A 24,589-nucleotide genomic window follows, 5' to 3' on the forward strand; every position below is an offset into this window, starting at 1 on the left:
TGTTTAAAAAAATGGTTTCGTAAATTTGTACTAATAAAATTTAAATAATGAATCTAAACGGAAAAAACGCCATCGTTACAGGTGGTGGAAGAGGTCTGGGAAAGGCTGTAGCTTTAATCCTTGCCAGTGAAGGAGTGAATGTAGGAATCACCGGAAGAAACGAAGAAAATCTTAAAATGACTGTTGACGAAATCCAGAAGTTGGGTGTAAAAGCAGCGTACGCAGTTTTCAGCATAGACAATGAAATTCATGTGAAAGCAGGAATAGAATCAATTGTAGGGCAATTAGGTGGAGTAGATATTCTCATTAACAACGCAGGAATTGGCGACTTTGGAAGTATCGAAGAGATGTCATCTGAAGTTTGGGAACAGGTTATTAAAACCAATCTTTTTGGAGTTTATTATGCGGCAAAAGCTGTTTATCCATTTCTGAAAGAAAGAGGTGAAGGCGATATCATCAACGTTGCATCAACTGCAGGTTTAAAAGGCGGACCGAATATGTCAGCTTACGCGGCTTCAAAAGCGGCAGTAGTTTCATTATCTCAATCAATGATGGCAGAATGGAGAAAGCAAAACATCAGGGTTGTAACTTTAACGCCAAGTACAATTGCTTCAGATATGTCAATTGAGGGCGGGTTAACAGACGGAAATCCTGAGAAAGTTCTTCAGCCTGAAGATTTCGCAGAATGGGTAAGAGATATTTTAAAAATGAACAGACGTGCGTTGATTGCGAACGGTTCTATTTTCTCTACAAATCCTTAATTCATTCAGATTAAAATAAAAATGCCGGAAAATATATCCGGCATTTTTATTTTAAGTCATTACGCAATCTCCGTCACCATCCTGAAAATTTGGGTTGAATTTCTCAGGCAGATTTTTAATTAGATTTTGATGAAACATATATCGTCGTTCCAAATCTCTCTCATAAATTTTAGGGAAATTACTTTTCTTTTTAATCGTTTCATTAAGTTGAGTCTGATAACTTGTCAGGATTTTTACCTTATTTTTTGTGACAAACCAACCAAGAAAATCAACAAATCTATCTAATTTATTATTTGAAAATAGATATGAAATTTTTAAATGTCCGTTTCTTAAAAGAAGAAGTGAACAACAAATTAATTCATTATTTTCATCATAAATCTTCACCCAAAAATATTTAAAAATTCTTGAAAAGCTTGAGAATAAATATCTTTCATCAGGTTTTTCGTCCTCCAAAACCCAGGGATTTTCTATCATCCATTTAAAATCTTCAGTATTTCTGTTGCTTTCAAATTGGTTGATAAACTTTGTACTTTCTTCATCCGGTTTTTCAATGATTTCAAATTTAAAATCAGGTTTTTTAGCACCGATATTTTTTAATGAAACGAAACCGTTGAAAGCTCCATCTGCGATTGAGAACAGAGGTTGTATAGTTTTAAGTTTAGGCTTTTTTGTAGGAATTATCGTTGCTAAATCTGTTTTAAAATAAAATCTTTTGCCGAATTTTGGTTCAATATAATTAAAAACTCCAATTTTATTGTAAAGACTTTCCGCTTCTTTTGTAAACTCAGTTATGGCAATATTTCCATTATATTCTTCAAATACTTTATTTAAAAGTTGCTGAGCAATTCTTTTTCCTCTGAATTTTTCACTGATGAAAAGCGTGCTAAGCCATGCATAAGAAAATCTATTGTTTTCAATCTTAAATTCATCCGGAAAACATCCTATATAACCAGCTAAATCTTCATTTTCAAAAGCTAAAATAAGTAAGGTTTGTTCATCTTTTGCTTTTGGATTGTTGATGTGAGACTTTGCTCTGTGAGCTGTAATCGGAAGAAAATCATACTTTTCAAAATCACCAGATGAAACAAATTCTGCAAGCTGTTTTTTATTTAAAGTTTTAAGCTGAATCATTTTCTGACGATTTTATTTTTATTGATAAACCTTTTCATTTTATAATACGAAATTTCTTTTTTTAAAATTGATTCAGCGTTTTCTCCGGTTTCCATAGGAATTCTTTGATAATTTCTCTCAAAACTGTCAGTTTTTATTCCTGCGCTTCCAAAAGTACAGGAGAGATTTTCATTTTTAAATAGTTCTTCAAAAAAATCTTTTCCCACACCAAAATCTGTAAAAGGAAAAGCAAAACTGTCGGTCAACAAATTATTTTCTTTTAAGTAGTCTAATGTTTTTTGTGTAGTTTCCAGCTGTTGGTTTAATGATAAATTATGATAAAGAGGATGATCCCAACTGTGGGCAGAAATTCCAAAACCTTTATTGGTAAGTTTTTTAAGTTGATTTAAATCTAAATAAGGGTTTTGCTCTTGAAGAAAAGAATCAAAACTGATGTCAAGTTTTTCTGCAATTTGATTAAGTTTTTCACTGTTTTCATATTTAATTTTTAGAATTTCTTCAATATGATTTTCAGAGGAAATAATCTCACTAATTTCCGAATTTTTAGTGGGTTGAGATTTGATTTTATTCACAATTAAGCTTGCTTTAGATCTAAACATCAAATCTTTATTGTCGATAAATGCTGGATTGATAAAGTTGATAGCATAAATACCTTTCCGCTCCAAAATCGGAACAATGATATTATAAAATTCACTCAGTCCATCATCAAAACTCAAGAAAGCAATTTTCTTTTTAGGTTTAAAATTACCATTAATAAAATCTTTAAATTCATCCCAATTTACAAACTGAAAATATTTTGAAAGATAATCTAAATCACCTTCAAACTGTTTTACGTTTTTATAATTAATAATTTGATTAAGATGAGGTAAGTTTTCATCCGAAACGCAATGATAAACAGGAAGACAGTAATTTAAGGGAAATGAATTTTCAATGTTTTCATTCTCAAATTGTGAAAAAAACTGAATGATTTTATCTTTTAGCATTAGAAATTATTAAAAAAAGAATCTATTTAAATTTTACCAAAAGCAAAACTTAAATAGATTCTAAATATATGAAATTTAAAAATTACTTCACAATTTTCATCTCATCAATCAGCCATTTTGAATCGGCAAATTTATCGATAATGAAAAGGATATATTTCGTGTCAACCATAATATTTCTGCTGAAACGAGGGTCGTAATTAATGTCGCTCATCGTTCCTTCCCATTGTCTGTCGAAGTTTAATCCTACAAGATTTCCGTGTGCATCCAAAGCCGGGCTTCCTGAATTTCCACCCGTGGTATGATTGGTTGCAGTAAATCCTACAGGAACGTCGCCGCTTTTATCTTTGTAATTTCCGTAATCTTTTTTGTTGTACAAATCAATAAGCTTTTGCGGAACATCAAATTCGTAATCTCCCGGAACATATTTTTCAATAACTCCTGCTAAATGAGTTTGATAGTCATAAGAAACAGCGTCTCTCGGCGTAGAACCTTTTACTTTTCCGTACGTTACACGAAGTGTTGAGTTTGCATCCGGAAAGAATTTTCTGTCTTTATCTGTAGAAATTTGCTGCGCCATAAACTTCTTCTGCAAAACATCAATCTTAGCTTGTAAACCTGTGAACTGCGGATCAGCAGTTTTCATATAAGTATCTTTAATACTCATGAATAACTGATAAACAGCATCTTTTTTAATTGTCTTAATTAATTTATCCTGATTTGAAAATGCCTTTTCGATATCTCCGTTGAGAGCGGCACCGTTTACCTGACTTCTTCCCGTAATCACAGAGTTTTTTGATAATTCTTCGAAACTTACAATATTCTGAGCTTCATTTTTATATTTATCGAAACCGGCAGGTAAAAACTGAGCTTCAGTTTTGTTGGCGTATAAAGCTAAAAGTTTGGCAGTAACTTTAGAATCCAATTCAGCACTATAATCTTTGTAGAAAGAAGTTAATTTGGTTTTGAAAGCCGTTGTGCCTTTTTCATCCATTTTTCCAGCTTCCAAAGAAGTGATATAATTTGAGTATAAATTAGCAAGCGCAAAAGTCTCTGCATTTCTTATCACTTCACTGTAATAAGCGTTGTTTAAAGCATAAGGAGCCTGGTCATTGTACAACTTATTCAATTGATCTAAAGTCGTTTTAACTTCATGATTTTTTGCAATCAAAGAACCTTCATACATTACTTTTTTCTGCACAGCATTAGATTTTTTCAAACCTTCCACTTCACCGATCCATTTTTTCCAGTAGTTGGCTACAGATGCGAATTTTGAAGCATATTTAATTCTCGTTGCATCATCTGCACGCATTTTTTCATCTAAAGTTTTCAAAGCAACATCTCGTACAGCAATCCTTGCAGGATCAATCTCTTTCATGATTTTTTCAACCGCAATAGCCGGAAGATATTCTGTCGTTCTTCCGGGAAATCCAAATACGAAAGTGAAATCATTTTCAGCTTTATCTTTAATGGAAACCGGAAGATAATGTTTCGGAACGTAAGGAACGTTGTCTTTTGAATATTCTGCAGGTTTGTTGTTTTTATCGGCGTAAATTCTGAACATTGAGAAATCTCCCGTATGTCTTGGCCAAACCCAGTTATCAGTATCAGAACCGAATTTTCCGATGCTTTGTGGCGGTGCTCCAACCAAACGTACATCTTTGTAAGTTTCGATGACGTAAGCGTAATATTTATTACCGTAATACATTGGCTTCACAGAAATCGACTGATAGCTTTCAATTTTCTGAGAATTTTTGTAAACCTCGATATTGTTGGCAATTTTTTTGGCTAAATCCTGTTCCTGAAGATTATCTGTACTTTCTAAAATCTGTGCAGAAACATCTTTAATATCGACAATAAAATCTACGGTAACTCCCGGATTAGGAAGTTCTGTACTCATATTTTTAGCCCAAAATCCATTAGACAAAAGATCGTTTTGTACAGTAGAATGCGCCTGAATTTGCCCGTAACCACAGTGATGATTGGTAAGTAATAATCCTTTCGGAGAGATGATTTCGGCTGTACAACCCCCATTGAACTGTACTACTGCATCTTTGATACTCGGTTTTTGAGTGTTGAAAATGTCTTTTGCAGAAATTTTCATACCGAGATCTTTCATTTCTTTTTCATTGAGTTCCGTAGGAATCCACATTCCACCGTATTGCTGCGCCAGTCCTAAAGAAAAACTGAAGAAAGCCGAAGCAATAAGAATATTACGTTTTATCATTATTTAAAAATTTTGTCTAAAAATACACATTTTAATTTTTTGCAAAAAGAAAAACCCTTCCTAAAATTTAAATTTAGAAAGGGTCTTCCGGGATTATATTTTTTCAGTTAAAGATTTTATAAATAATTCTAAAATCTTTTACACTGTGATGATGTTCTATCTCGTTGATTTTGAAATAAAGAAATTTCATCACTTGTGTTTCCTTATTAATGGCAAAGAAACAGATAATTTTTTTGATAAAAAATGAACCTATGTTCATAAAATCTGTTTTCTGATGCGACTTAGCGCTTGTGGAGTGATTCCTATATAAGAAGCAATATGTTTTAATGGAATTTCCTGAATAAATTTCGGGTAAGCTTTTGCTAAATTTAAATATCGCTCTTCTGCACTATGCATTAATAATGAGATTTCACGCTGAGTTTTTCTTACGTAAAGATTTTCTGCAGAAATTCTTCCCAGATAATTTCCAACTTTACTTCTTTCATACAATTCTTGCAAATCATCATGATGAATTCTATAGACAACAGTTTCCTGAACGGTTTTTACATTATAAGCACAAGGTGTTCTTGTAATGAACGAATCATAAGCGCTGCAAAACATATTTTCAGCAATAAAAGAGAATGTAATTTCTTTGGAAGGCTCTGTAGGATGTACTTTATTTACAAAAAAGCGGATAATTCCGCTGTCAATAAAATAGAGATAGTCTTCAACGGTTCCTTCCTCTAAAATTAATGTTTTTTTAGGAAAAACCATTTTTTCAAATTTATTGACGTGATAAAGTGCTTCTTCCTGAGAAAGACCTTCTATCGAATTATAAATGCTGAGTAACTTTTCCATGAAAGCCTTATGAATATTGGGTTTGGTGACACAAAAATACAGTTTTTATTTAGTATTAAAATTTAGTTTTGGCTCATCTCTGTTTTAAGTCAAAATAATTTAAGTTTAAATGAAATCATTTTTTAAGTAAATTTCCTTCAAAATATGAACCAATAATTATGATGTTGTGTAAATTTAAAATCAAGTTGATATTTTCATAGTTTATTTTCATTTTACTGATTTAATATTTGTCATTTAAATCTAAAATCATTAAAGTATTCCGTTTTTAAAGTTTTATTTTTGCAACAAATTATTCACATGCAAAATTATTTAGAATTCGATTTCAGAATTTCTCCGCTTCAACCTTGGAGTGATATATTAATGGCAGAACTTATTGAGATAGGTTTTGATAGTTTCACGGAAGAGATTCATGGTATTTTAGGATATATTCAGAAAGATTTATTTAAAGAGGAGGAATTAAAAGCTTTGCCACTTTTCCAAAATGAAGAAGTTAAAATTGAGTATACTTTCACAGAAATGCCAAATATCAATTGGAACGAAGAATGGGAAAAGAATTTCGAACCTATTAATATTGATGATAAAGTATTAATCAGAGCCGAATTTCATGAGTCTGTTCCGGGAATGCACGAAATTATCATTCAGCCAAAAATGTCTTTCGGAACGGGACATCATCCGACAACGCATTTGATGATTCAACAAATGATGGATATTGACTTCAATGACAAAAAAGTATTGGATATGGGTTGTGGAACTTCAGTTTTAGCGATTTATGCAAAACAAATCGGAGCCGGTGATACAAAAGCAATCGACATCGACGAATGGTCAGTTGAAAATTCAAAGGAAAATGCTGTAAGAAATGGAGTAAAGTTGGATATTGAATTGGGAACTGCAGAAAATTTAGGGAAAGAAAATTACGACATTATTTTGGCGAATATCAATAGAAATATTTTGATTTCTGACATTCCGACTTATGTTTCTGTATTGAATGAAGGCGGAAAATTATTACTTTCAGGATTGTGTTTCTTTGATGTTGACGATATTCTTGAAGTTTGTAAAGAAAACAATTTAGAACTGAAAAAGAAATTGCAGAGAGAAGAATGGGTAAGTTTATTGCTTGAAAAGTAAGTAGCTAAACGTTAACTTTAAACTTAGCCTCAACCTAAAATTATGAAAAGCTTATTCACCGTTTTATTTCTACTCACTGTTCAGGTTTTTTCTGCGCAAGAAGAAGATTACGTTTATGCAAACGGAGTTTTCAGTTTTGAAGAAAATAAACCCCAGAAAATATTCACCGACTGGACAAGAATTCGACAATCACCAAATGTCAATGCTCAAATTTTGGATTCTCTGCAAACCAACCAGCAAATTTTGATTCTTAAAAAAGATGAAACTATTTTAAAATTAGGCGAAAGAAGAGCTAATTGGTATAAGATATCTTATCAGAAAGGTGATAAAACTTCTGAAGGTTATATTTGGGGCGGAAATCTTTGTGTAGGTTTCAGAAATAAAAACGGTTACGATTTTCTTTTTGGTTTAACAAAAACGGTTAATAAAAAAGATAAGGAATATACTGAAATTAATATTCAGCAGAATTACGCTTCTGTAAAAGTTGTCGAAGGAAATGCTTTAATTGATGAGGTTTCTTTTGAAACAGGTTCGGGTGAAAGTCTGAGCTATAGAACGTTCAATATTGAAAGTAATCACAAGTTGCAGAATGTAGAATTAACTCTTAAGGCTACTGTTTCTGGTGAAGCGTGCGGAATTGCGAGTTATGATCAATATGTTTTGTTTAAAGATAAAAAATTAATTGCTCTTCCACAATTAATGAATGTAGGAGATGCTGATGTATATTATCACTCCGAAGAATTTATTTTTCCTAATGATAAAGGTGGACTTCCAAATACTTTTATTTTTAAAATGGAAGAAATGGAAAAAGATGAGAAAAATCGTGAGAAGAAGAAAAACGCTTTGAAAACCTATCTTTGGAATGGAAATTCTTACAAACTAAAATGAAATTTTTAATTATAAATTTGAGAACCACTGTATATTTACGGTGGTTTTTAATTTAGAAATTTTATGAAATATGAAAATTTTAATTATTTAGATAATGAGAAATATCAAAACTTTTGAAAAATAAAGAAAATATTATTGAAGTTATCTTTTAAGTAGAGATTTGAAGAGAAGTTTGCTCAAGTTAAAAGTGAAAACCTGAAGTATGTAATTCTAGACGTGAAAAATGATTTTGAAATATTTTTAAAAGGATAGTAATGTTATGATTTTTTTTCGAAAGGATTTTAAAATCATAGCTAACAGTTTTACAGAATTTGTAAATCTATATTTAAATAAACTTGACGAAATTTATATTTAATGCATTAAAAAGGAGTTTAAAATTATGGATTACTTTGTTTATGCTCTTGAGCATATTTATACAGACGAAACTCACCGTGCTAGTAAATTTTTAGGATATTTTGATGATCCTGACAAAGCGGAAAATGAGAAACAAAGACTATTACATTTTAGTGGTTTTTCAGATTATCCAAATGATTTCTATTTGAAAAAAGTTGGTTTAAATAAAATAAATTGGCAAAATGGCTTTAAGGAAGTTGTAGGTGAAATCGGTAGAGATTATTTACCAGAAGATGATTTTATTCCTCATTATAGTCAAATAGTTAAAAAACTAAATTTAAAGACTGTTTTCAAAGTAAGTCATACTTATACAATTCATACATTTTTGGATGATGAACGAGAAATAGGTGTGTTTTCTGATGAAAAAATGGCAAACGATGTTGTTGATTTTCTAAAACAAAAAGATGGATTTAATGAATGTCCAGACGATTTTATAATTAATGAAATTTTGTTGAATGATTGGCAATGGAGTTCAGGATTTGGATGATCTTTGAAAAAAATATAAACAAAAAAAACTCACAACAAAAGTTGTGAGTTTTAAGTGAGCGCGTCAGGATTCGAACCTGAGACCGTCTGCTTAGAAGGCAGATGCTCTATCCAGCTGAGCTACGCACCCATTTATAATTTTGAGAAAATTACTAAAACAGTCGGGGCGGCAGGATTCGAACCTGAGACCGTCTGCTTAGAAGGCAGATGCTCTATCCAGCTGAGCTACGCACCCATTTATAATTTTGAGAAAATTACTAAAACAGTCGGGGCGGCAGGATTCGAACCTGCGACCTCCTGGTCCCAAACCAGGCGCGATGACCGGACTACGCTACGCCCCGAATTAGTCATACTGCGGAGAGTAAGGGATTCGAACCCTTGGTACCGTTACCAGTACGCATGTTTAGCAAACATGTCCTTTCGGCCACTCAGGCAACTCTCCAATAATAACGTTTTTGTAAAGATCGCTGTTCCGTTATTGCGAGTGCAAATATAGAATAGATTTCTTTATTTACCAAATAAAATTCAAGAAAAAATTGTGTATTTTTACGCTTATAAATGATTAAAAATCTAATCTGATGCGTAAAACATTATATATCATCGGCTTAAGTACATTGGTTTTTTCATGTACATCCCAGAAAAATACTAATAAAAATATTTATCGTACCAAAACTGCTGTTTCACAGCCAAAAACGGCTGTTAATTCTGATTCTCAGGAAAAAATAAAACCACAAGTTACAAAAGAACACGGCGTGGAATTTTTTACTGCAAATATCGCAGATATTACGAAAAATGATAACACCGCAAGTTATGGTTCTATCGTGTCGGCAAAACCTGCAGGATACAAAGTTGTGAAAACACATTTCCCTGCGATTGCCCAAAATTTCAGACAAAAATATCTGATTTTGCATTACACGGTTTTACCGGATGACAAATCTGTACAGGTTCTTACGCAACAATCGGTAAGTGCACATTATTTGGTGAATAATTTGGGAGATAATGAAATTTATCAATTAGTTGATGAAAATAAACGCTCTTATCATGCGGGAATAAGCGCTTGGCGTGCTGATAAAAATCTTAATGATACTTCTATAGGAATTGAGATTGTGAATATGGGCTATACTGCAGATGCAACAGGTGCTAAAACTTTCCAACCTTTCAGTGATGAACAGATCAAAAAAGTGGCAGCTTTGGCGAAAGATATTGTGACGAGATATCAGATTCCAGCTACCAATGTTTTGGCACATTCAGATATTGCTCCAACGAGAAAACAAGATCCGGGACCACTTTTCCCTTGGAAAAAATTGTATGATGAATATCAAATAGGAATGTGGTATGATGAAGCAGCAAAACAAACTTTGCTTACTACCGCACAAACTGATATTTCTACAAAATATAATGATGCAGCATTTATTTATACGATTCAGATGGCATTGCAAAAGTTTGGTTATGCTCTTGACAGCAGCGGAAAGTGGGATGATGCGACAAAAAAAACTATTGAAGCATTACAATATCATTTCCGTCCTCAAAACTATAACGGAATTATGGATGCCGAAACATGGGCAATTCTTCAGGCTTTAAATCAAAAATATCCAACAAAATAAATTTTTAAAGCGCATCTTTACGGTGCGTTTTTTATTAATTAAATACAATAAACTATTAAATATCATTTAATGGAAAATTTCAGACAGGAAAGCGATCTTCTCGGCGAATTAAATGTTCCGATTGGCGCTTATTATGGAGTTCAGACTCAAAGAGCGATTGATAATTTTAAAATTTCAGGACAGCTTTTATCATCATATCCAGAATTTATCAAAGGTTTGGCTTTCGTGAAGAAAGCGGCAGCAAAAACCAATTATGAATTAGGACTTTTAGAAGAAGATTTATATTTTAAAATTGCAGAAACTTGTGATGAATTGATTGGCGGATTATTTCACAGCGAATTTCCGGTAGATATGATTCAAGGTGGAGCAGGAACTTCGATTAATATGAATGCTAATGAAGTGATTGCCAATCGAGTTCTAGAAAAATTAGGGAAAAATAAAGGTGAATACGAATTTTGTTCTCCAAACGATCATATTAATCTTTCTCAATCAACAAATGACGCTTATCCAACAGCAATCAAAATGGGATTGTTGCAGATGAACGAAACTTTAGTGAAAAAACTCCAAAGTATTGTTGAAGCTTTCCGTGAAAAAGGAAAGGAATTTCAGGATGTGATTAAAATGGGAAGAACTCAGCTTCAGGATGCGGTTCCAATGACGATGGGACAGGAATTTGAAGCTTTTGCAGCAACTTTGGAAGAAGATATTTCAAAATTAAATAATAACGCTAATCTTTTTGTTGAGGTTAATATGGGCGCAACTGCGATTGGAACAGGAATTAATGCTCCAATTGGATATGCAATTCTTTGCGCTAAAAATTTGGCTGAAATTACCGGTTATCCTGTTGTTTCCGCACCAAATTTAGTTGAAGCAACTCCAGACACAGGTTCTTATGTGATTTATTCTTCTGCAATGAAACGTCTTGCCGTAAAATTATCAAAAATCTGTAATGATTTAAGATTGCTGTCTTCTGGTCCAAGAGCTGGTTTGTCTGAAATAAATCTTCCCCCAATGCAGCCGGGTTCATCAATTATGCCTGGAAAAGTAAATCCTGTGATTCCGGAAGTAGTAAATCAGGTTTGTTTTAAAGTGATCGGAAACGATCTTACAGTGACTTTTGCAGCAGAAGCCGGACAATTGCAGTTAAATGTGATGGAGCCGGTTCTTTCTCACGCAATCATGGAAAATATCCATTTTCTTTGTAATGCTTTAGATACACTTCGTGATAAATGTGTTATCGGAATTACCGCCAATAAAGATGTTTGTCTGAATATGGTAAAACACAGCATCGGAATCGTAACCGCATTAAATCCTTATATTGGATACAAGCAATCTACAAAAATTGCAAAAGAAGCCTTGGAAACCGGTAAGAGTGTTTACAATTTGGTTCTCGAATATGCTTTGCTCTCACAGGAAAGTTTAGATGAAATTCTTGATCCTAAAAATATGCTCAAACCACACAATAAATAGTATTTCGGTGAGTAAAATAAAGAAAACTTTTCAGGCTTTACAAAATATTGCGCAGGAACCAAGTTTGCTCAATTTGGTAATTAATGACAATGAATCAAGAAAAAAAGAGTTTGTTGAAAAATATCCTCATTTAAAAAGTCTTCCGCAAATTGATTTTACAGATTTGGATGAAGATTTTGATGAAAGCGTTGACTTGGCATTTTTAGATGGAGGATCATTGCCTACAGATTTGGTCTTGCTGAAAACATTGGCGAAAGGCAAAAACAGTTACTTTGAAATCGGAACCTGGAGAGGAGAAAGTGTTTGGAATATTGCTAAAATCATTAATGACTGCACAACTTTTAATCTCTCGAAAGAAGAAATAAATACATTAGGTTTAGATAAAAGATATGCTGAACTGCATGGAATTATATCTAAAAAAAATCCTGATATTCTTCATTTGGAAGGGAATTCTAAAACTTTTGATTTTCAAGATTTAAATAAAAAATATGATTTGATTTTCATTGATGGAGATCACTCGTATGAAATGGTAAAAAATGATACCGAAAAGGTGTTTGAAAATCTTGTGCACGAAAATTCGGTTGTTGTTTGGCACGATTACGCATTCAATCCTGAAAAAGTACGATATGAAGTTTTCAAAGGAATTTTAGATGGATTGCCAACAGAATTTCATTCAAAAATATATCATGTTGCCAATACAATGTGCGCAGTTTATATAAAAGAAAATTTTACAACAAAAGAATTTGAAGAGTTGAAAAGTCCTGATTTTCTTTTTGAAGTAAATTTAAAAATTAAGAAATAAGTTGAGGTTTTTAATCATAATTCCTGCTCACAACGAGGAAAATAATCTTCCGTTTACTTTAGATTCTTTAAAGCAACAAAGTTTTAAGGATTTTAAAGTTGTGGTTGTAAATGACGGGTCTACTGACGGAACTTCGAAAGTAATTAAAAAATATACTGAAACTGATGCTAGATTTGAAACCATAAATCTTCAAAAATCTTCACATCAACCGGGTTCAAAGGTCGTTGCAGCTTTCAAAAACGGATTGCAGACTCAGGATTTTAATGACTTTGACATCATCTGTAAGTTTGATTCAGATATTATTTTAGAAACAAATTATCTGCAAACTGTTGCAAATGCTTTTATTGAAAATCCAGATTACGGTTTGGTTGGTGGACTTTTATATGTTGAAAAAAACGGAGGATGGGTTTACGAAGGGAACTCCAATAAACATCATGTTCGCGGTCCGATGAAAGCCTACAGAAAAGAATGTTTTCTGCAAATGGGTGGTTTGCGTGAAACTTTAGGTTGGGATAATATCGATGCCATTTTGTTGCAGAATTTAGGCTGGAAAGAGGTGGTTTTATCTGAATTACATGTCAAATTAATCAAAGTAAAAGGAGCGGACTATACGATAAAACCTGCTGATTATTATGGAAGATATTTTTATTTTTTAGGGTTGAATCGATTTCTAACGTATGTTGCCTCTGCAAAAGAAGCAATGAAAATAAAATCGCCTTCGTTTCTGTTTCAAATCATTAGTTCTTACGAAAAATGTAAATCTCAAAATCTTGAACTGAAAATTTCTAAAGACGAACAAAAAGTGATTAACCAACAACGCTGGAATCAGTTTAAAAAGAAATGGTTTAAGATATAATTCAATAGGAAAGGGCTTTAACCCGTTTTCAAAAAAAGAATAATTCCAACGGCTTTAGCCAAAACTTATAACTCAAAAAGTTTGAAAAAAATAGCCTACATAGAAATTGATACTCATTCAGAAATTGCAGCAGATTTTATGGATTTAATGGAAGATTCAAAAGAATTTTCTGTGGATTATTATTTTTCAGAGAAGATTAAAAAGCAAATTCATGAAAGTAATGAAAATGTTTTTTTGTCGGATAACTCGATGATTTTAGATCAGTTAGTAACGAAGAAATATGATTTGGTTATAATCGGAACTGTTCACCGTTATTTCAATACTTTTTTAAATATTACTCAGAGATATAAAACTGCAGTTATTGTTCATAATCTTAATTTTTCTAAAGTTTCAAAATCGGAATTAATTAAAAATATTTTTAAAGAAGATGTTCTCTACCGGCTGAAATTATGGTGGAAAGAAGGTTTGTTTAATTCTTCGAAAGTTTACAGAAGCACAAGTCAGCTTTGGGTCTTAGATAAAGAATTTTCATCATCAGAATATCAATTTTTACCACTTTTTTATTCTAAAGAATTTGTTCAGAATAAAAATGAAAAACTAACAGTTGTAATTCCTGGAGGAGTTTCTCAAAAAAGACGTGATTATAACCATGTTTTAGATATAATTCAAAAATCTGAAGGCGTTGAGAATATTGACTTTGTTTTTCTTGGAAAAGCAAAAGGTGAGGAGCTTGAGAATATTAAAAAGATTGCAGAGGAATTTAATCTAATATACTTTACAGAAAGAGTTTCGCAGGAAGATTTTGAAATTTGGATGAAAAAAGCAGATGTTCTTTGGTGTCCGATTCAGCAGAAAACAGAGTTTTTTAGTCAGGAAGAAATCTATGGTTCAACAAAAATGACGGGGAATATTGGTGATGCGATCAAATTCGGTAAAGCAGCTGTTTTTCCTAAAAACTATTCTTCAAAGCTTGAATTTATTGTTCCTGAAAAAGAAAATATTATTCAACAATTTAATGAGTTAAAAGATCATCAATTTGATTTTCAGAAAGATTATAGCAAAAAAATGGTTCTTGAGAATTTAGAACAATTGCTAATTCGACTTATTTAAATTTAAGAATACTTTTGATAAATTTCATGTTGATATACTGTTCTATAGGAAAGATTTTTGTGAAATGATTTCCAATAAAAATCAACAATAAAACAACGGCTGGTTTGTATATTAAATTGATAAAATGATTCTCAAAAGCAGGTAAAACAATCGCCACCGTTAAAGCTAAAGTACAGATAATTGAAACAAAAATCATTTCAATTGATAAAGGTGAAACTTTAAACATAAAATAATTGAAAGCAATTTTAATGACATTATAAGTGGTTAAAGAAATTGCCGTCGACAAAGCAATTCCTACCAATTGCAGATCTGTATTTTTAATGAAATAATAGTTTAATCCGATAGTCAATCCGGCTAATAAAAGCATTACCAAGATATTAAATCTATAGTATTTTGAAAGCGAAATAATGTTTCCGTTAAAGCCGGTTGCTAAATCTACTAAAACTGCAGATCCCCAAATCCAGATTACGGGTTCATATTCTCTCAATAGCACTCCTTTTTTAGGCATAAAATGAGCTAAATAGGGAAATCCAACCATGATACAGGAAAATAAAACTGCTCCCAAAAAATACAATGTAAGCGATGTCTTTTTGTGAAACCTGTCTAATTCCAGCATATCTCCATCCGCAAGATTTTTTCTGATAATTGGCGCAGAAATATTAAATAATCCCAGCTGTGGAATAGAAATAAGGGAAATTAATGCGTAAAGTGTGGCATAGATTCCGTTTTCTTCCATTCCGAGATATTCGCCGATCATAAAGCTGTTGATGGCAAGATAATTTCCGAACGTACCTAAAAATCCGAAGAAACTATAGTTGAAAAATTCTTTCCAGAAATCGTCTTTTTTGAAATATTCTGTTGAGAAATCAAATTGTATTTTTTCTAACCGATTGGTGTAAACAATATATCCAGTAAGCATTAAAGCAAACATTCCAAAGAAAAATGCAAACGCAATTTTTTCGGAAAGTAAAGCATAATAGAATAAACAAAAAGCTCCAAGATTGGCGATTTTAGGTAAAAGATTGTCAAAAATATTGGAAACAACAATTCGTTTAAAATTGGAGGTGTACTTATTGAAAATAGCACAAAATGACAATAATAAAACTAATGGCAGAATGATTTCTTTAATTTTCCAGGCTTGAGTATTAACAAATTTTGGAAAAATATAAGGCAGAATAAAAAATACAATAGCAAAAATCACAAAATTAATCACCATTGCCAACAAAGAAAGCGAGAGCATATTTTGATTTTTGCCGTCTTCTTTTACTTTACCGAAAAATTTTACATTTGAATAAGAGATTCCTAAAACCACAAATGGGACAAGCATTTCTGCGGTAGGTAAAATATATCTGAGTTTTCCGTAGAATTCAAAATCATGTGGAAAAATAAATATCGCAGAAATCATTCCTATGAAAACACCAATGTATCCTATAATCGAATACTTAAAACCCTGCCTTGCAACTACGCTCATACTTAAATTTTAGATGTTTTTAGGAAGGAAAATAATGTTGTTGATGTATTCGGTTTTATTTTTTTCGTCGCTGATATTTTTAAGTAATATTTCTTCGGTTAATTTTTCAAGGGTGAAAGTTTTTCGGTTAAGATAATGGGCTCCAAAACCCCAGTTTTCAACTTCGGAAATTTCGTTCCAGATGGGTTGTTCATGATGTCTCTGTTCCATTTCAACCATTAAAGTCGGCTTAAATTTTTGAATCGTCTCTTTTCCGCCAAAAAGGGTTTTCATTTCATTTCCTTCTACATCGATTTTGATGAAATCAATCTTGCTGACTTTTTTAGATTTCGTCCAATCATCCAGTTTTACTACTTCTACAGTTTCTGTATAGCTGTTTTCTTCGCCTTTTTCTTTGTAAGAAGTATTGAGCGTTCCTCTTGAAGCAACCATTTTTCCTTTAATGATTGGAACTTTAAATTTTGCTGTTGTATTTTCATCTGAAAGTGCAACGGAAGAAATATTCATCGATGGAAAAAGTCTCTTCAGTCGGATGTTGAGTTTCTTATTAGGCTCAAAAGCAAAAATACTCTTGTGATTCAGCTTGTTTTCAAACTGATAAAGGAACGTTCCCACGTTTGCTCCGATGTCGAAAATTACAGCGTCGTTTTGTAAATATTCTTTAATCCAAACCAATTCCGGTTCTACATTTCGCCCTGAAAAATTTTCTTTCGTAAGGTTTTTTAAACTTTTAAAATACCTTTGTTTGTAAAAACTTGGACTGATATACTGTAGTTTTTCGGCTAATTGTTGGTATAAAGACATGTGTGATTATTTGACGACCAGCAAAGGTAATGAAAAATGTTAAATTGCTGTTAAAAAATCATAATTGTAATGGATTGATTAGCAGTAATAACTTGGCTATTGTCTAATTTTGAGTATTTAAAATTGGAGTGTCAAGAAAATCATTCAAAGGTTTTGCAGCTTCAAATATTTTTGAGACATTTTTTACTGCATTTTTATCCATTAAATCTTTATTGGTGATAGGATGAACACCAATGAAACTTTTCAGTTTTAAAAAATCTGCCGTGGGATCTTCTTTTTCAAAACCTTGCGGAACGTTTTTAAGCTTGTGTTCTGGATCAAGTTCACCATAATATTTTTTGAAATCTTTGTCTTCGACAGTTTTTAGAAAATCATCTTTAAATAAAGAAATTTCTTTTCTGATTTCTTTTAAAATAGGAGCGTCGGGTAAATAAATTCCGCTTCCCAAAAATGATTTTCCGGATTCTACATGTAAATAAAATCCTGATTTGGAATTCATTTTTCCCATTCCCAAAGAGGCTCCGAAATAGGTTTTATATGGAGTTTTGTCTTTTGAAAATCTGGTATCACGATAAATTCTTAGTAAAGATTTCTTAGCATCAAGTTTTAAAATACTTTCATCAAATTTTCCCATCTCAGCAATTAGTTCTTCCACAAAATCCTGAAAATCTGATTGTGCTTCCAGAAAAAGATTTTTATTTTCATTAAACCAATCTCTGTTGTTGTTTTTCTCAATTAATTTTAGAAAATCGAATATTTTTCCTGAAAGCTGAGATGCCATATTTTATATTTTACTCAAATGTAAATAATATTATTGAAAATCGATTCTTGTAAAAATTTCAATCATTCATAATTATTACTATGGAAAATGTATAATTCAATAAGATTAATTAATGTTGAAAAATTTTTAAATTAAAAATAAAAAAGATGTAGTTTTTTTGTTTAAATATAAAAATGATTAAGGTTTTCTAAAATAAAATTATCAATTCGTTAATATTACATAATTGAGTATTCAGAAAAAAGTTATATATTTGCAAAAAATTTTATAATATTTAATGAATTTATTTACGGAGTCCAATTTAAGTCCTGATATTCTTAAGGCCGTTGGCGAACTGGGTTACGAAAGCCCGACAGAAATCCAAAAACAGACTATCCCTTTCATTCTTTCAGATATTCGCGATCTAATCGCACTTGCGCAGACAGGGACAGGCAAAACAGCAGCGTTTTCGCTTCCGATTTTGGATATGATTGACGATACGAGTCGCAAAATCCAATTTTTGGTGCTTTGTCCGACGCGAGAACTATGTCTTCAAATTGCAAAAGACATAAAAAATTACACGAAATACATGCCGAACATTAAATCTACAGCGGTTTATGGAGGGAGCAGTATTATGGATCAAATGCGTTCTTTAAAGGAAAAACCGCAAATTATTGTAGGTACTCCTGGAAGAGTGATTGATTTGATTAACAGAAAAGCATTAGACTTTTCAGCAATTCACTGGTTGGTTTTAGATGAAGCAGATGAAATGCTTTCTATGGGTTTCAAAGACGAATTGGAAACAATTATGAGAGAAACTCCAGAAACGAAACAAACTTTCTTGTTCTCGGCAACGATGAGCAAAGAAGTGGAGAGAATTTCTAAAAATTATTTGACAAACCCTCACAGAATTTCTGTTGGTTCTATTAACGAAGTTAAAAAGAATATCAAGCATGAATATTATGTAGCTGGTTATCGTAATAAAAAGGAGGCGTTGAAGAGATTGATAGATTCAAACCCTAATCAATATTCAATTATTTTCTGTAGAACAAGAATGGAAACTCAGGAAGTTGCCGATTTCTTGATGCAGAATGGTTATGCAGCAGATGCTCTTCATGGTGATCTTTCTCAAGCGCAGAGAGATACGGTAATGAAGAAATTCAGACTGAAAAATATCGATATCTTAGTAGCGACAGATGTTGCAGCGAGAGGTTTGGATGTAGATTCATTAACTCACGTTGTGCATTTCTCTTTACCGGATGATCCTGAAGTATTTGTTCACAGAAGTGGTAGAACAGGTAGAGCAGGAAAAGACGGTATCTCAATTTCTTTAATTAAACCTGAAGAAAGTAGAAAATTAAAGCAGATTAAGTCCGTTACTAAAATTGAAATCACAGAATCTAGAATTCCTACAGGAGAAGATATTATAAAAGCTCAGGTTGCAGGAGTTTTTGAAAACTTACTAGAAGTTCACGAGGATTATTTTGATTTTAATGATTCTTTAATTCCTGATCTTTCAGCGTTTACAAAAGAAGAATTGGTGCACAAATTACTTCAGTTCCAATTAAAAGATCTTGCTTTGTATTACAAAGACAGACAAGATTTGTCTGAGCAGAAAATGAGCAACAGAGATGATGACAGAGGAGGAAGAGATCGTGACAGAGGAAGAGACCGTGACAGAGGAAGAGATCGAGATCGTGATAGAGGACCAAGAGGAGATCGTGACGGAAGAAGCGACAGAGGCAGAGGAGATCGTGGTGGGAAACCAAGACAGAGAGACGAAAACATGACTAGATTTTTCTTCAACCTTGGTAAAAAAGACCAATTGAAAAAGCTGGACGTTTTAGAAATCATCAATAAAGCTACTTCCAGCAAAGGAAGTAAGAGAGCGGAAATCGGTAACATCGAAATCCTTGAGAAATTCTCATTCTTTGAGATTGAAAAATCTTACAAAAATGAGCTTTTAGGAAATATTTCTTCAATGAAATTCAAAGGAAAAGACATGAGAGCTGAAGAAGCGAACTGATTTTATTCTTAAAACATATTCAAGCCGGCAATTTTTGTCGGCTTTTTTGTTGTTTCATGTGAACAAATATTACTTCAATGTGAACAAAAATTAACGCGGGAAGCTTTTTGGTAAGATGGTTTTTTAGGAAATTTGCACACGAAATTATAAATACTATAAAATGGGCATTGGTAATATTTTCCACGCTTTTCAACCGAAAGATAAAATCTTTTTTGTGCTTTTCGAAAAAGTTACAGATAACTTGGTTGCTATGTCTAACGATTTTAATCACGGAATCAAAGATTTTGATCTTAATGATGATTCTATGTTGAAATTAATGAGCGACTATGAGCACAAAAATGATGAACTTACTCACGAGATTTTCGTTGAATTGGGGAAAAACTTCATTACACCTTTCGATCGTGAAGATATTCACACTTTGGCAACAGGTTTAGATGACATCGCAGATTACATCTATGCTTCTGCAAAGTATATTTTCCTTTACAAATCTCCTTTGATGAAAGCATACGCAGATTTTTCATTATTGATTCACAAAGCTTGTCTTGAGATCCAGAATGCTATGAAAAACCTTAAAGGTTTCAAAAACATGGAGCAGGTAAAAGAAGCTTGTATTAAAGTAAACTCTATTGAAAACATTGCAGATGATCTTCTTTCAAATTCTATGGTAGAATTGTTTGAAACAAATGATGCAATTAATATCATTAAAATTTCATCAGTATTAAATTATCTTGAAGTAGTAACAGATAAAGCAGAAGATGTTGCCAATACGATTGAGAACATCATGATTAAATACGCATAAAACAATATAACAGAAATGGAATTTCCTATTTTACTTACGGTTATTATTGCTTTAGCTTTAATCTTCGATTATATCAATGGTTTTCATGATGCGGCAAACTCTATTGCAACGATTGTTTCCACAAAAGTTCTTACGCCATTTCAGGCAGTACTTTGGGCGGCACTTTGGAATTTTGCAGCATTTTTTATCGCTGTTTACATTATCGGAGAATTTAAAATCGGTAATACGATTGCAAAAACCGTAAACGAAAACTTCATTACACTTGAAGTAATATTTTCAGGTCTTATTGCTGCCATTGCCTGGAATCTTTTAACATGGTGGTTTGGTATTCCTTCCTCATCATCTCACACATTAATTGGTGGATTTTTAGGAGCAGCTCTTATGCATGCTTTTCTAATGGATTACCATGAAGTTGTTGCAACCCAACCAGATTTGGGAATGTTTGCAACTATAAAAGAAGCGATTATGAAAGTTACAACGCAGGATGTTGTAAAATTCGGTAAAGTAATCCCAATCTTCTTGTTTATATTTTTGGCACCGGTTATCGGGATGGTTATCTCTATTATCATCACTTTAATCATAGTACACCTTTATAAAAGATCAAATCCTTACAAAGCTGATAAAGCATTCAAAAAACTTCAGTTGGCGTCTTCAGCTTTATTCAGTTTAGGACACGGTTTAAATGATGCTCAGAAAGTAATGGGGATCATTGGTGCAGCTCTTATTTACTACCACGTAAATATGTTGCAGGATCCTCAATATCTGAATATTCCTGCTGCAGATCGATTTAATTATTTTTCTCAACACTATATGTGGGTTCCGTTGGTTTCTTTCATTGCCATTGCATTGGGAACAATGAGTGGAGGTTGGAAAATTATCAAAACAATGGGTACTAAAATTACGAAAGTAACTCCGTTGGAAGGGGTAAGTGCTGAAACTGCAGGAGCAATCACGCTTTTCATCACCGATCACTTTGGGATTCCGGTTTCTACAACACACACCATTACCGGTTCAATTATCGGAGTTGGTCTTACTAAAAGAATCTCTGCAGTACGTTGGGGAATCACTGTAAGCTTACTTTGGGCGTGGGTTTTAACGATTCCTATCTCAGCAATTGTTGCAGGAATCACTTATTTAGCCATTACTTATTTGACTTAAATAAAAATCTTTATTATAATTAAAACTTTGTCCTTTTGGGCAAAGTTTTTTTTTGTTACAATACTCATAATTTTATTGTTTTAGTGGTTGTAGAAAAATCCTTTCGACGATTATAACAAAAGCTTTCGACGACTTAGACAAATCCTCGAGAGCTTTTAGAAAATGCAGGCGTGCATTTTTAAAAAGCTAAGTAACCATTTTTGAAAAGCACGCCTGCATTTTCAAATTGCTCACTATGCATTTTGAAATTTGATTTTTGCAATCAGAAACCCGTCTTAATGATAACGAAATTTTATCCTAACAGATAGAGTTTTTTGTTTTAAAACCCCTCAGAAAATCGTATTTTTGTTCAAACTATTAGATTTTATGGAATTTTTAGACACCTACCAACAGATTGTTGCTGATGCCATTACCAAATATACTTTTAAAGATAAACCTACAGAGCTTTATGAGCCGATGAATTACATCATTTCGCACGGTGGAAAACGTCTCCGTCCGATTATGGTTTTAATGGCTTGTGATTTATTTGGAGGTGATTTAAAAGAAGCGATTAAGCCTGCTTTGGCAATCGAGTTTTTCCATAATTTCACGCTGATCCATGATGATATTATGGATGAAGCACCTTTAAGAAGAAACAAACCCACAATTCATACCATTCACGGTCTTAATACAGGAATTCTTTCGGGAGACGGTTTAATGTTGAAAGCTTATAAGTTTTTTGAAGATTTGGAGCCTGAAATTTTTAAAGCGTGTATCAGAATTTTCACTCATACAGGTTTGCTTTTATGTGAAGGCCAACAATACGACATTAATTTTGAAACCCAAGAGAATGTAACTTTTGATGATTACATTAGAATGATTACTTATAAAACAGGGGTTCTAAGTGCTTCTTCGTTTGAGATTGGAGCAATGATTGCAAAAGCGCAGTTTAAAGATGCAAAAGCCATCTTCAATTTCGGAAAACATATTGGCATCGCATTCCAGATTATGGATGATTATCTGGATGTTTTCGGTGATCAGGCTCAGTTTGGTAAAAAACACGCAGGAGATATTTATGAAAATAAAAAAACTGTACTTTATCTTCTGGCAAGAGAACACGGAACTGATGAAGAGCGTAAAGAATTAGATTATTGGTATTCTAAAAAGACCGATAATATCGATAAAGTTTACGGTGTTGAAAAGATTTTCAGAAGAACGAGAGTGGATGAAAAAGCATTACGTTTAATTGAATCACATAACGAGATCGGACAAAGCTATTTAGCTAAAATAAATGTTCCTGAAGAAAGGAAAAAACCTTTCTCTGAACTTGCAAACTATTTGTTGAGAAGAGAATCATAACTGGAAGATTTGTCAATTTGAAAATGAACAAAGCAGATTTTTTAATTTTCAAATTGACATATTCTCAAATTTTCAAATTGACTGAATGAAATTCCGTACCGAAGTCGACATACAACCATCAGCGCAAAAAATTGAAATTGAAGACAAAATATTTTCAATTGGTTCTTGCTTTGCTTCGGAAATGTCAGATTTATTTCAAAAAGGTCAGATTCAGGCGGTTAATAATCCTTTTGGGACGATTTTCAATCCATTTTCTATTAATAATTCGGTTAAAAGACTTCACGATTCACAATTTTACCATGAAGACGAATTAATTACTTATCATGATGAATTTATTTCTCTGGATCATCACACAAGTTTTGACACAAGGTTTATTCATCAGACTTTAGATAAAATTAATTCAAAAATTGAGGAAGGAAATCATTTCCTACAAGACTCTAATTGGGTAATTATCACTTATGGAACTTCATTTATCTATGAATTTGAACCTAAAAAAAAGCTGGTTGCCAATTGTCATAAAATTCCACAGAAATTCTTTGAGAAAAGACTTTTGACGAGTCAGGAATTAACAGATTCTATTTACGATACCATTATTAATCTGACTGATATTTGTAAAGATGATGTGCAGATTCTTTTCACTGTTTCGCCGGTTCGTCATACCAAAGACGGAATGGTTGAAAATCAATTAAGCAAATCAAAGTTAATTACTTCGATTCACGAAGTGATTTTTCAGTTTGAAAACTGTCATTATCTTCCTATTTATGAGATTTTAATGGATGATTTGCGAGATTACAGATTTTACAAAGACGATTTAATTCATCCTAATTCTCAGGCAGTCAATTACATTTTTGAGAAATTTGGTGAAGCTTATTTTTCTGATGAAACTAAAAATTTTATTAAAGAAAATTTTAAAATTAATAAAGCTTTAGAGCATAGAACTGATGATGAAAAAGATCCGAAATTCATTGAATTTAAAGAAAAATTAAGTCAAAGAATTGAAGTTCAGCGGCAGAAAGTAAAACATAAAATATTTTCAGATGATTGATTTTACAAAACTTGATTATCTTAAAGTTGGAAATGAAAGACAGAAAAGAGCTTATGAACTTCTCACAAAACATAAACTCTTTGAAAAGCTTGAGTTCTATTCGCCGATTTTAGCAGGAACTATTCCTATTGAAATTGATATTGAAGGGAGTGATTTAGATATTATTTGTGAGGTTGATCTTAAGTTTGAAGAAGACTTTTTGGATGATTTAATGTTTAGCCGATTTATTCCTGGAGATATAGATGTAAAAGTAGATTATCCGGTTATTAATGGCGAAAAATCTATTACTATAAATTTTATGTTAGAAGATTTTCCAATCGAAATTTTTGCCCAAAACAAACCAACAATAAATCAAAATGCTTATCTCCACATGGTTGCTGAATACAAAATTTTGCAGGAAAAAGGAGAAGAATTTAAACAGAAAATAATAGATCTTAAGAAGAAAGTAATAAAAACCGAGCCCGCTTTCGGAATGCTTTTGAATCTAGAAAATCCTTACGAAGATCTTTTAAAATTTTAAA

At 32.3% G+C, this 24,589-nt stretch carries 22 protein-coding genes and 4 tRNA genes; 15 read left to right on the top strand and 11 right to left on the bottom strand.

Going from position 1 to position 24,589, the window contains the following annotated elements; all coding sequences use genetic code 11:
* Positions 1–47: 47 nt before the first annotated feature.
* The gene (locus OEA66_RS18170; RefSeq protein ID WP_267264298.1) at positions 48–761 is read left to right on the top strand and encodes a 3-ketoacyl-ACP reductase; all 714 of its coding nucleotides are present in this window, start codon (positions 48–50) and stop codon (positions 759–761) included.
* A 51-nt stretch (positions 762–812) separates the two neighbouring features.
* Here OEA66_RS18170 and OEA66_RS18175 read toward each other — a convergent pair whose 3' ends face one another.
* From OEA66_RS18175 to OEA66_RS18190, 4 genes are all read right to left on the bottom strand, one after another.
* Positions 813–1,892, bottom strand: coding sequence for a GNAT family N-acetyltransferase (locus OEA66_RS18175; protein ID WP_267282736.1), 1,080 nt, complete (start codon positions 1,890–1,892; stop codon positions 813–815).
* Complete coding sequence (locus OEA66_RS18180; protein WP_267282737.1) at positions 1,889–2,875, bottom strand: polysaccharide deacetylase family protein; 987 nt, start codon at positions 2,873–2,875, stop codon at positions 1,889–1,891. Before OEA66_RS18180 ends, OEA66_RS18175 begins: the two co-directional genes overlap by 4 nt.
* Before the next feature lie 82 nt (positions 2,876–2,957).
* Positions 2,958–5,099 (bottom strand): S46 family peptidase, encoded by a 2,142-nt coding sequence (locus OEA66_RS18185; RefSeq protein WP_267282738.1) that lies wholly within the window; start codon positions 5,097–5,099, stop codon positions 2,958–2,960.
* Between the two features lie 255 nt (positions 5,100–5,354).
* The gene (locus tag OEA66_RS18190) at positions 5,355–5,936 is read right to left on the bottom strand and encodes a Crp/Fnr family transcriptional regulator (protein ID WP_267282739.1); all 582 of its coding nucleotides are present in this window, start codon (positions 5,934–5,936) and stop codon (positions 5,355–5,357) included.
* 297 nt (positions 5,937–6,233) lie between these two features.
* On the opposite strand from OEA66_RS18190, the gene prmA reads away from it, so the two are divergent.
* From prmA to OEA66_RS18205, 3 genes are all read left to right on the top strand, one after another.
* The gene (gene prmA, locus OEA66_RS18195) at positions 6,234–7,061 is read left to right on the top strand and encodes a 50S ribosomal protein L11 methyltransferase (RefSeq protein WP_267282740.1); all 828 of its coding nucleotides are present in this window, start codon (positions 6,234–6,236) and stop codon (positions 7,059–7,061) included.
* A 42-nt stretch (positions 7,062–7,103) separates the two neighbouring features.
* The gene (locus OEA66_RS18200; RefSeq protein ID WP_267282741.1) at positions 7,104–7,949 is read left to right on the top strand and encodes an SH3 domain-containing protein; all 846 of its coding nucleotides are present in this window, start codon (positions 7,104–7,106) and stop codon (positions 7,947–7,949) included.
* Positions 7,950–8,328: 379 nt separating this feature from the next.
* Positions 8,329–8,829, top strand: a complete 501-nt coding sequence (locus tag OEA66_RS18205) for a hypothetical protein (protein ID WP_267282742.1) — start codon at positions 8,329–8,331, stop codon at positions 8,827–8,829.
* A gap of 55 nt (positions 8,830–8,884) precedes the next feature.
* On the opposite strand, the gene OEA66_RS18210 is transcribed toward OEA66_RS18205, so the two are convergent.
* The 4 genes from OEA66_RS18210 to OEA66_RS18225 form a co-directional block, all read right to left on the bottom strand.
* Positions 8,885–8,958 (bottom strand) — tRNA-Arg (locus OEA66_RS18210).
* Between the two features lie 31 nt (positions 8,959–8,989).
* Positions 8,990–9,063: transfer RNA gene (locus tag OEA66_RS18215), tRNA-Arg, on the bottom strand.
* A gap of 31 nt (positions 9,064–9,094) precedes the next feature.
* A tRNA-Pro gene (locus OEA66_RS18220) sits at positions 9,095–9,169 on the bottom strand.
* Between the two features lie 14 nt (positions 9,170–9,183).
* Positions 9,184–9,270, bottom strand: a tRNA-Ser gene (locus tag OEA66_RS18225).
* 136 nt (positions 9,271–9,406) lie between these two features.
* Between OEA66_RS18225 and OEA66_RS18230 the strand changes: the two genes are divergently transcribed.
* The 5 genes from OEA66_RS18230 (at position 9,407) to OEA66_RS18250 (ending at position 14,670) form a co-directional block, all read left to right on the top strand.
* On the top strand, positions 9,407–10,432 hold the full coding sequence (locus tag OEA66_RS18230; protein ID WP_267282743.1) for an N-acetylmuramoyl-L-alanine amidase: 1,026 nt from the start codon (positions 9,407–9,409) through the stop codon (positions 10,430–10,432).
* 69 nt (positions 10,433–10,501) lie between these two features.
* Complete coding sequence (aspA, locus tag OEA66_RS18235) at positions 10,502–11,902, top strand: aspartate ammonia-lyase (protein ID WP_267282744.1); 1,401 nt, start codon at positions 10,502–10,504, stop codon at positions 11,900–11,902.
* 7 nt (positions 11,903–11,909) lie between these two features.
* Complete coding sequence (locus tag OEA66_RS18240) at positions 11,910–12,704, top strand: class I SAM-dependent methyltransferase (RefSeq protein ID WP_267282745.1); 795 nt, start codon at positions 11,910–11,912, stop codon at positions 12,702–12,704.
* Position 12,705: 1 nt separating this feature from the next.
* The gene (locus OEA66_RS18245; protein WP_267282746.1) at positions 12,706–13,560 is read left to right on the top strand and encodes a glycosyltransferase family 2 protein; all 855 of its coding nucleotides are present in this window, start codon (positions 12,706–12,708) and stop codon (positions 13,558–13,560) included.
* 81 nt (positions 13,561–13,641) lie between these two features.
* A complete protein-coding gene (locus tag OEA66_RS18250) occupies positions 13,642–14,670 on the top strand; it encodes a hypothetical protein (protein ID WP_267282747.1) in 1,029 nt (342 codons plus the stop codon).
* Here the strand turns inward: OEA66_RS18250 and OEA66_RS18255 are convergent.
* The 3 genes from OEA66_RS18255 to OEA66_RS18265 all read right to left on the bottom strand — a co-directional run bounded on the left by OEA66_RS18255 (position 14,663) and on the right by OEA66_RS18265 (position 17,726).
* Complete coding sequence (locus OEA66_RS18255; RefSeq protein ID WP_267282748.1) at positions 14,663–16,141, bottom strand: lipopolysaccharide biosynthesis protein; 1,479 nt, start codon at positions 16,139–16,141, stop codon at positions 14,663–14,665. The two genes, OEA66_RS18250 and OEA66_RS18255, sit on opposite strands and share 8 nt — an antisense overlap.
* A gap of 9 nt (positions 16,142–16,150) precedes the next feature.
* Positions 16,151–16,945 (bottom strand): FkbM family methyltransferase, encoded by a 795-nt coding sequence (locus OEA66_RS18260; RefSeq protein ID WP_267282749.1) that lies wholly within the window; start codon positions 16,943–16,945, stop codon positions 16,151–16,153.
* 103 nt (positions 16,946–17,048) lie between these two features.
* On the bottom strand, positions 17,049–17,726 hold the full coding sequence (locus tag OEA66_RS18265) for a DUF2461 domain-containing protein (protein ID WP_267282750.1): 678 nt from the start codon (positions 17,724–17,726) through the stop codon (positions 17,049–17,051).
* 274 nt (positions 17,727–18,000) lie between these two features.
* Here OEA66_RS18265 and OEA66_RS18270 point away from each other — a divergent pair, with 274 nt between their 5' ends.
* From OEA66_RS18270 to OEA66_RS18295, 6 genes are all read left to right on the top strand, one after another.
* Entirely contained in the window at positions 18,001–19,728 is a 1,728-nt protein-coding gene (locus OEA66_RS18270; protein WP_267282751.1) for a DEAD/DEAH box helicase, read from the top strand.
* A 160-nt stretch (positions 19,729–19,888) separates the two neighbouring features.
* Entirely contained in the window at positions 19,889–20,527 is a 639-nt protein-coding gene (locus OEA66_RS18275) for a DUF47 domain-containing protein (RefSeq protein WP_074229593.1), read from the top strand.
* A 15-nt stretch (positions 20,528–20,542) separates the two neighbouring features.
* Entirely contained in the window at positions 20,543–21,685 is a 1,143-nt protein-coding gene (locus OEA66_RS18280) for an inorganic phosphate transporter (protein ID WP_267282752.1), read from the top strand.
* 366 nt (positions 21,686–22,051) lie between these two features.
* Complete coding sequence (locus OEA66_RS18285; RefSeq protein ID WP_267282753.1) at positions 22,052–23,023, top strand: polyprenyl synthetase family protein; 972 nt, start codon at positions 22,052–22,054, stop codon at positions 23,021–23,023.
* Between the two features lie 85 nt (positions 23,024–23,108).
* A complete protein-coding gene (locus OEA66_RS18290; RefSeq protein WP_267282754.1) occupies positions 23,109–24,068 on the top strand; it encodes a GSCFA domain-containing protein in 960 nt (319 codons plus the stop codon).
* Positions 24,061–24,588 carry a DUF4269 domain-containing protein gene (locus OEA66_RS18295; RefSeq protein WP_267282755.1) on the top strand — a complete coding sequence of 176 codons (528 nt, stop codon included), beginning with the start codon at positions 24,061–24,063 and terminating at the stop codon, positions 24,586–24,588. The genes OEA66_RS18290 and OEA66_RS18295 overlap by 8 nt, the downstream gene beginning before the upstream one ends.
* Position 24,589: the final 1 nt, after the last annotated feature.

Origin of the sequence: Chryseobacterium luquanense (assembly GCF_026460945.1) — a bacterium.
Classification (GTDB): Bacteria; Bacteroidota; Bacteroidia; order Flavobacteriales; family Weeksellaceae; genus Chryseobacterium; species Chryseobacterium luquanense.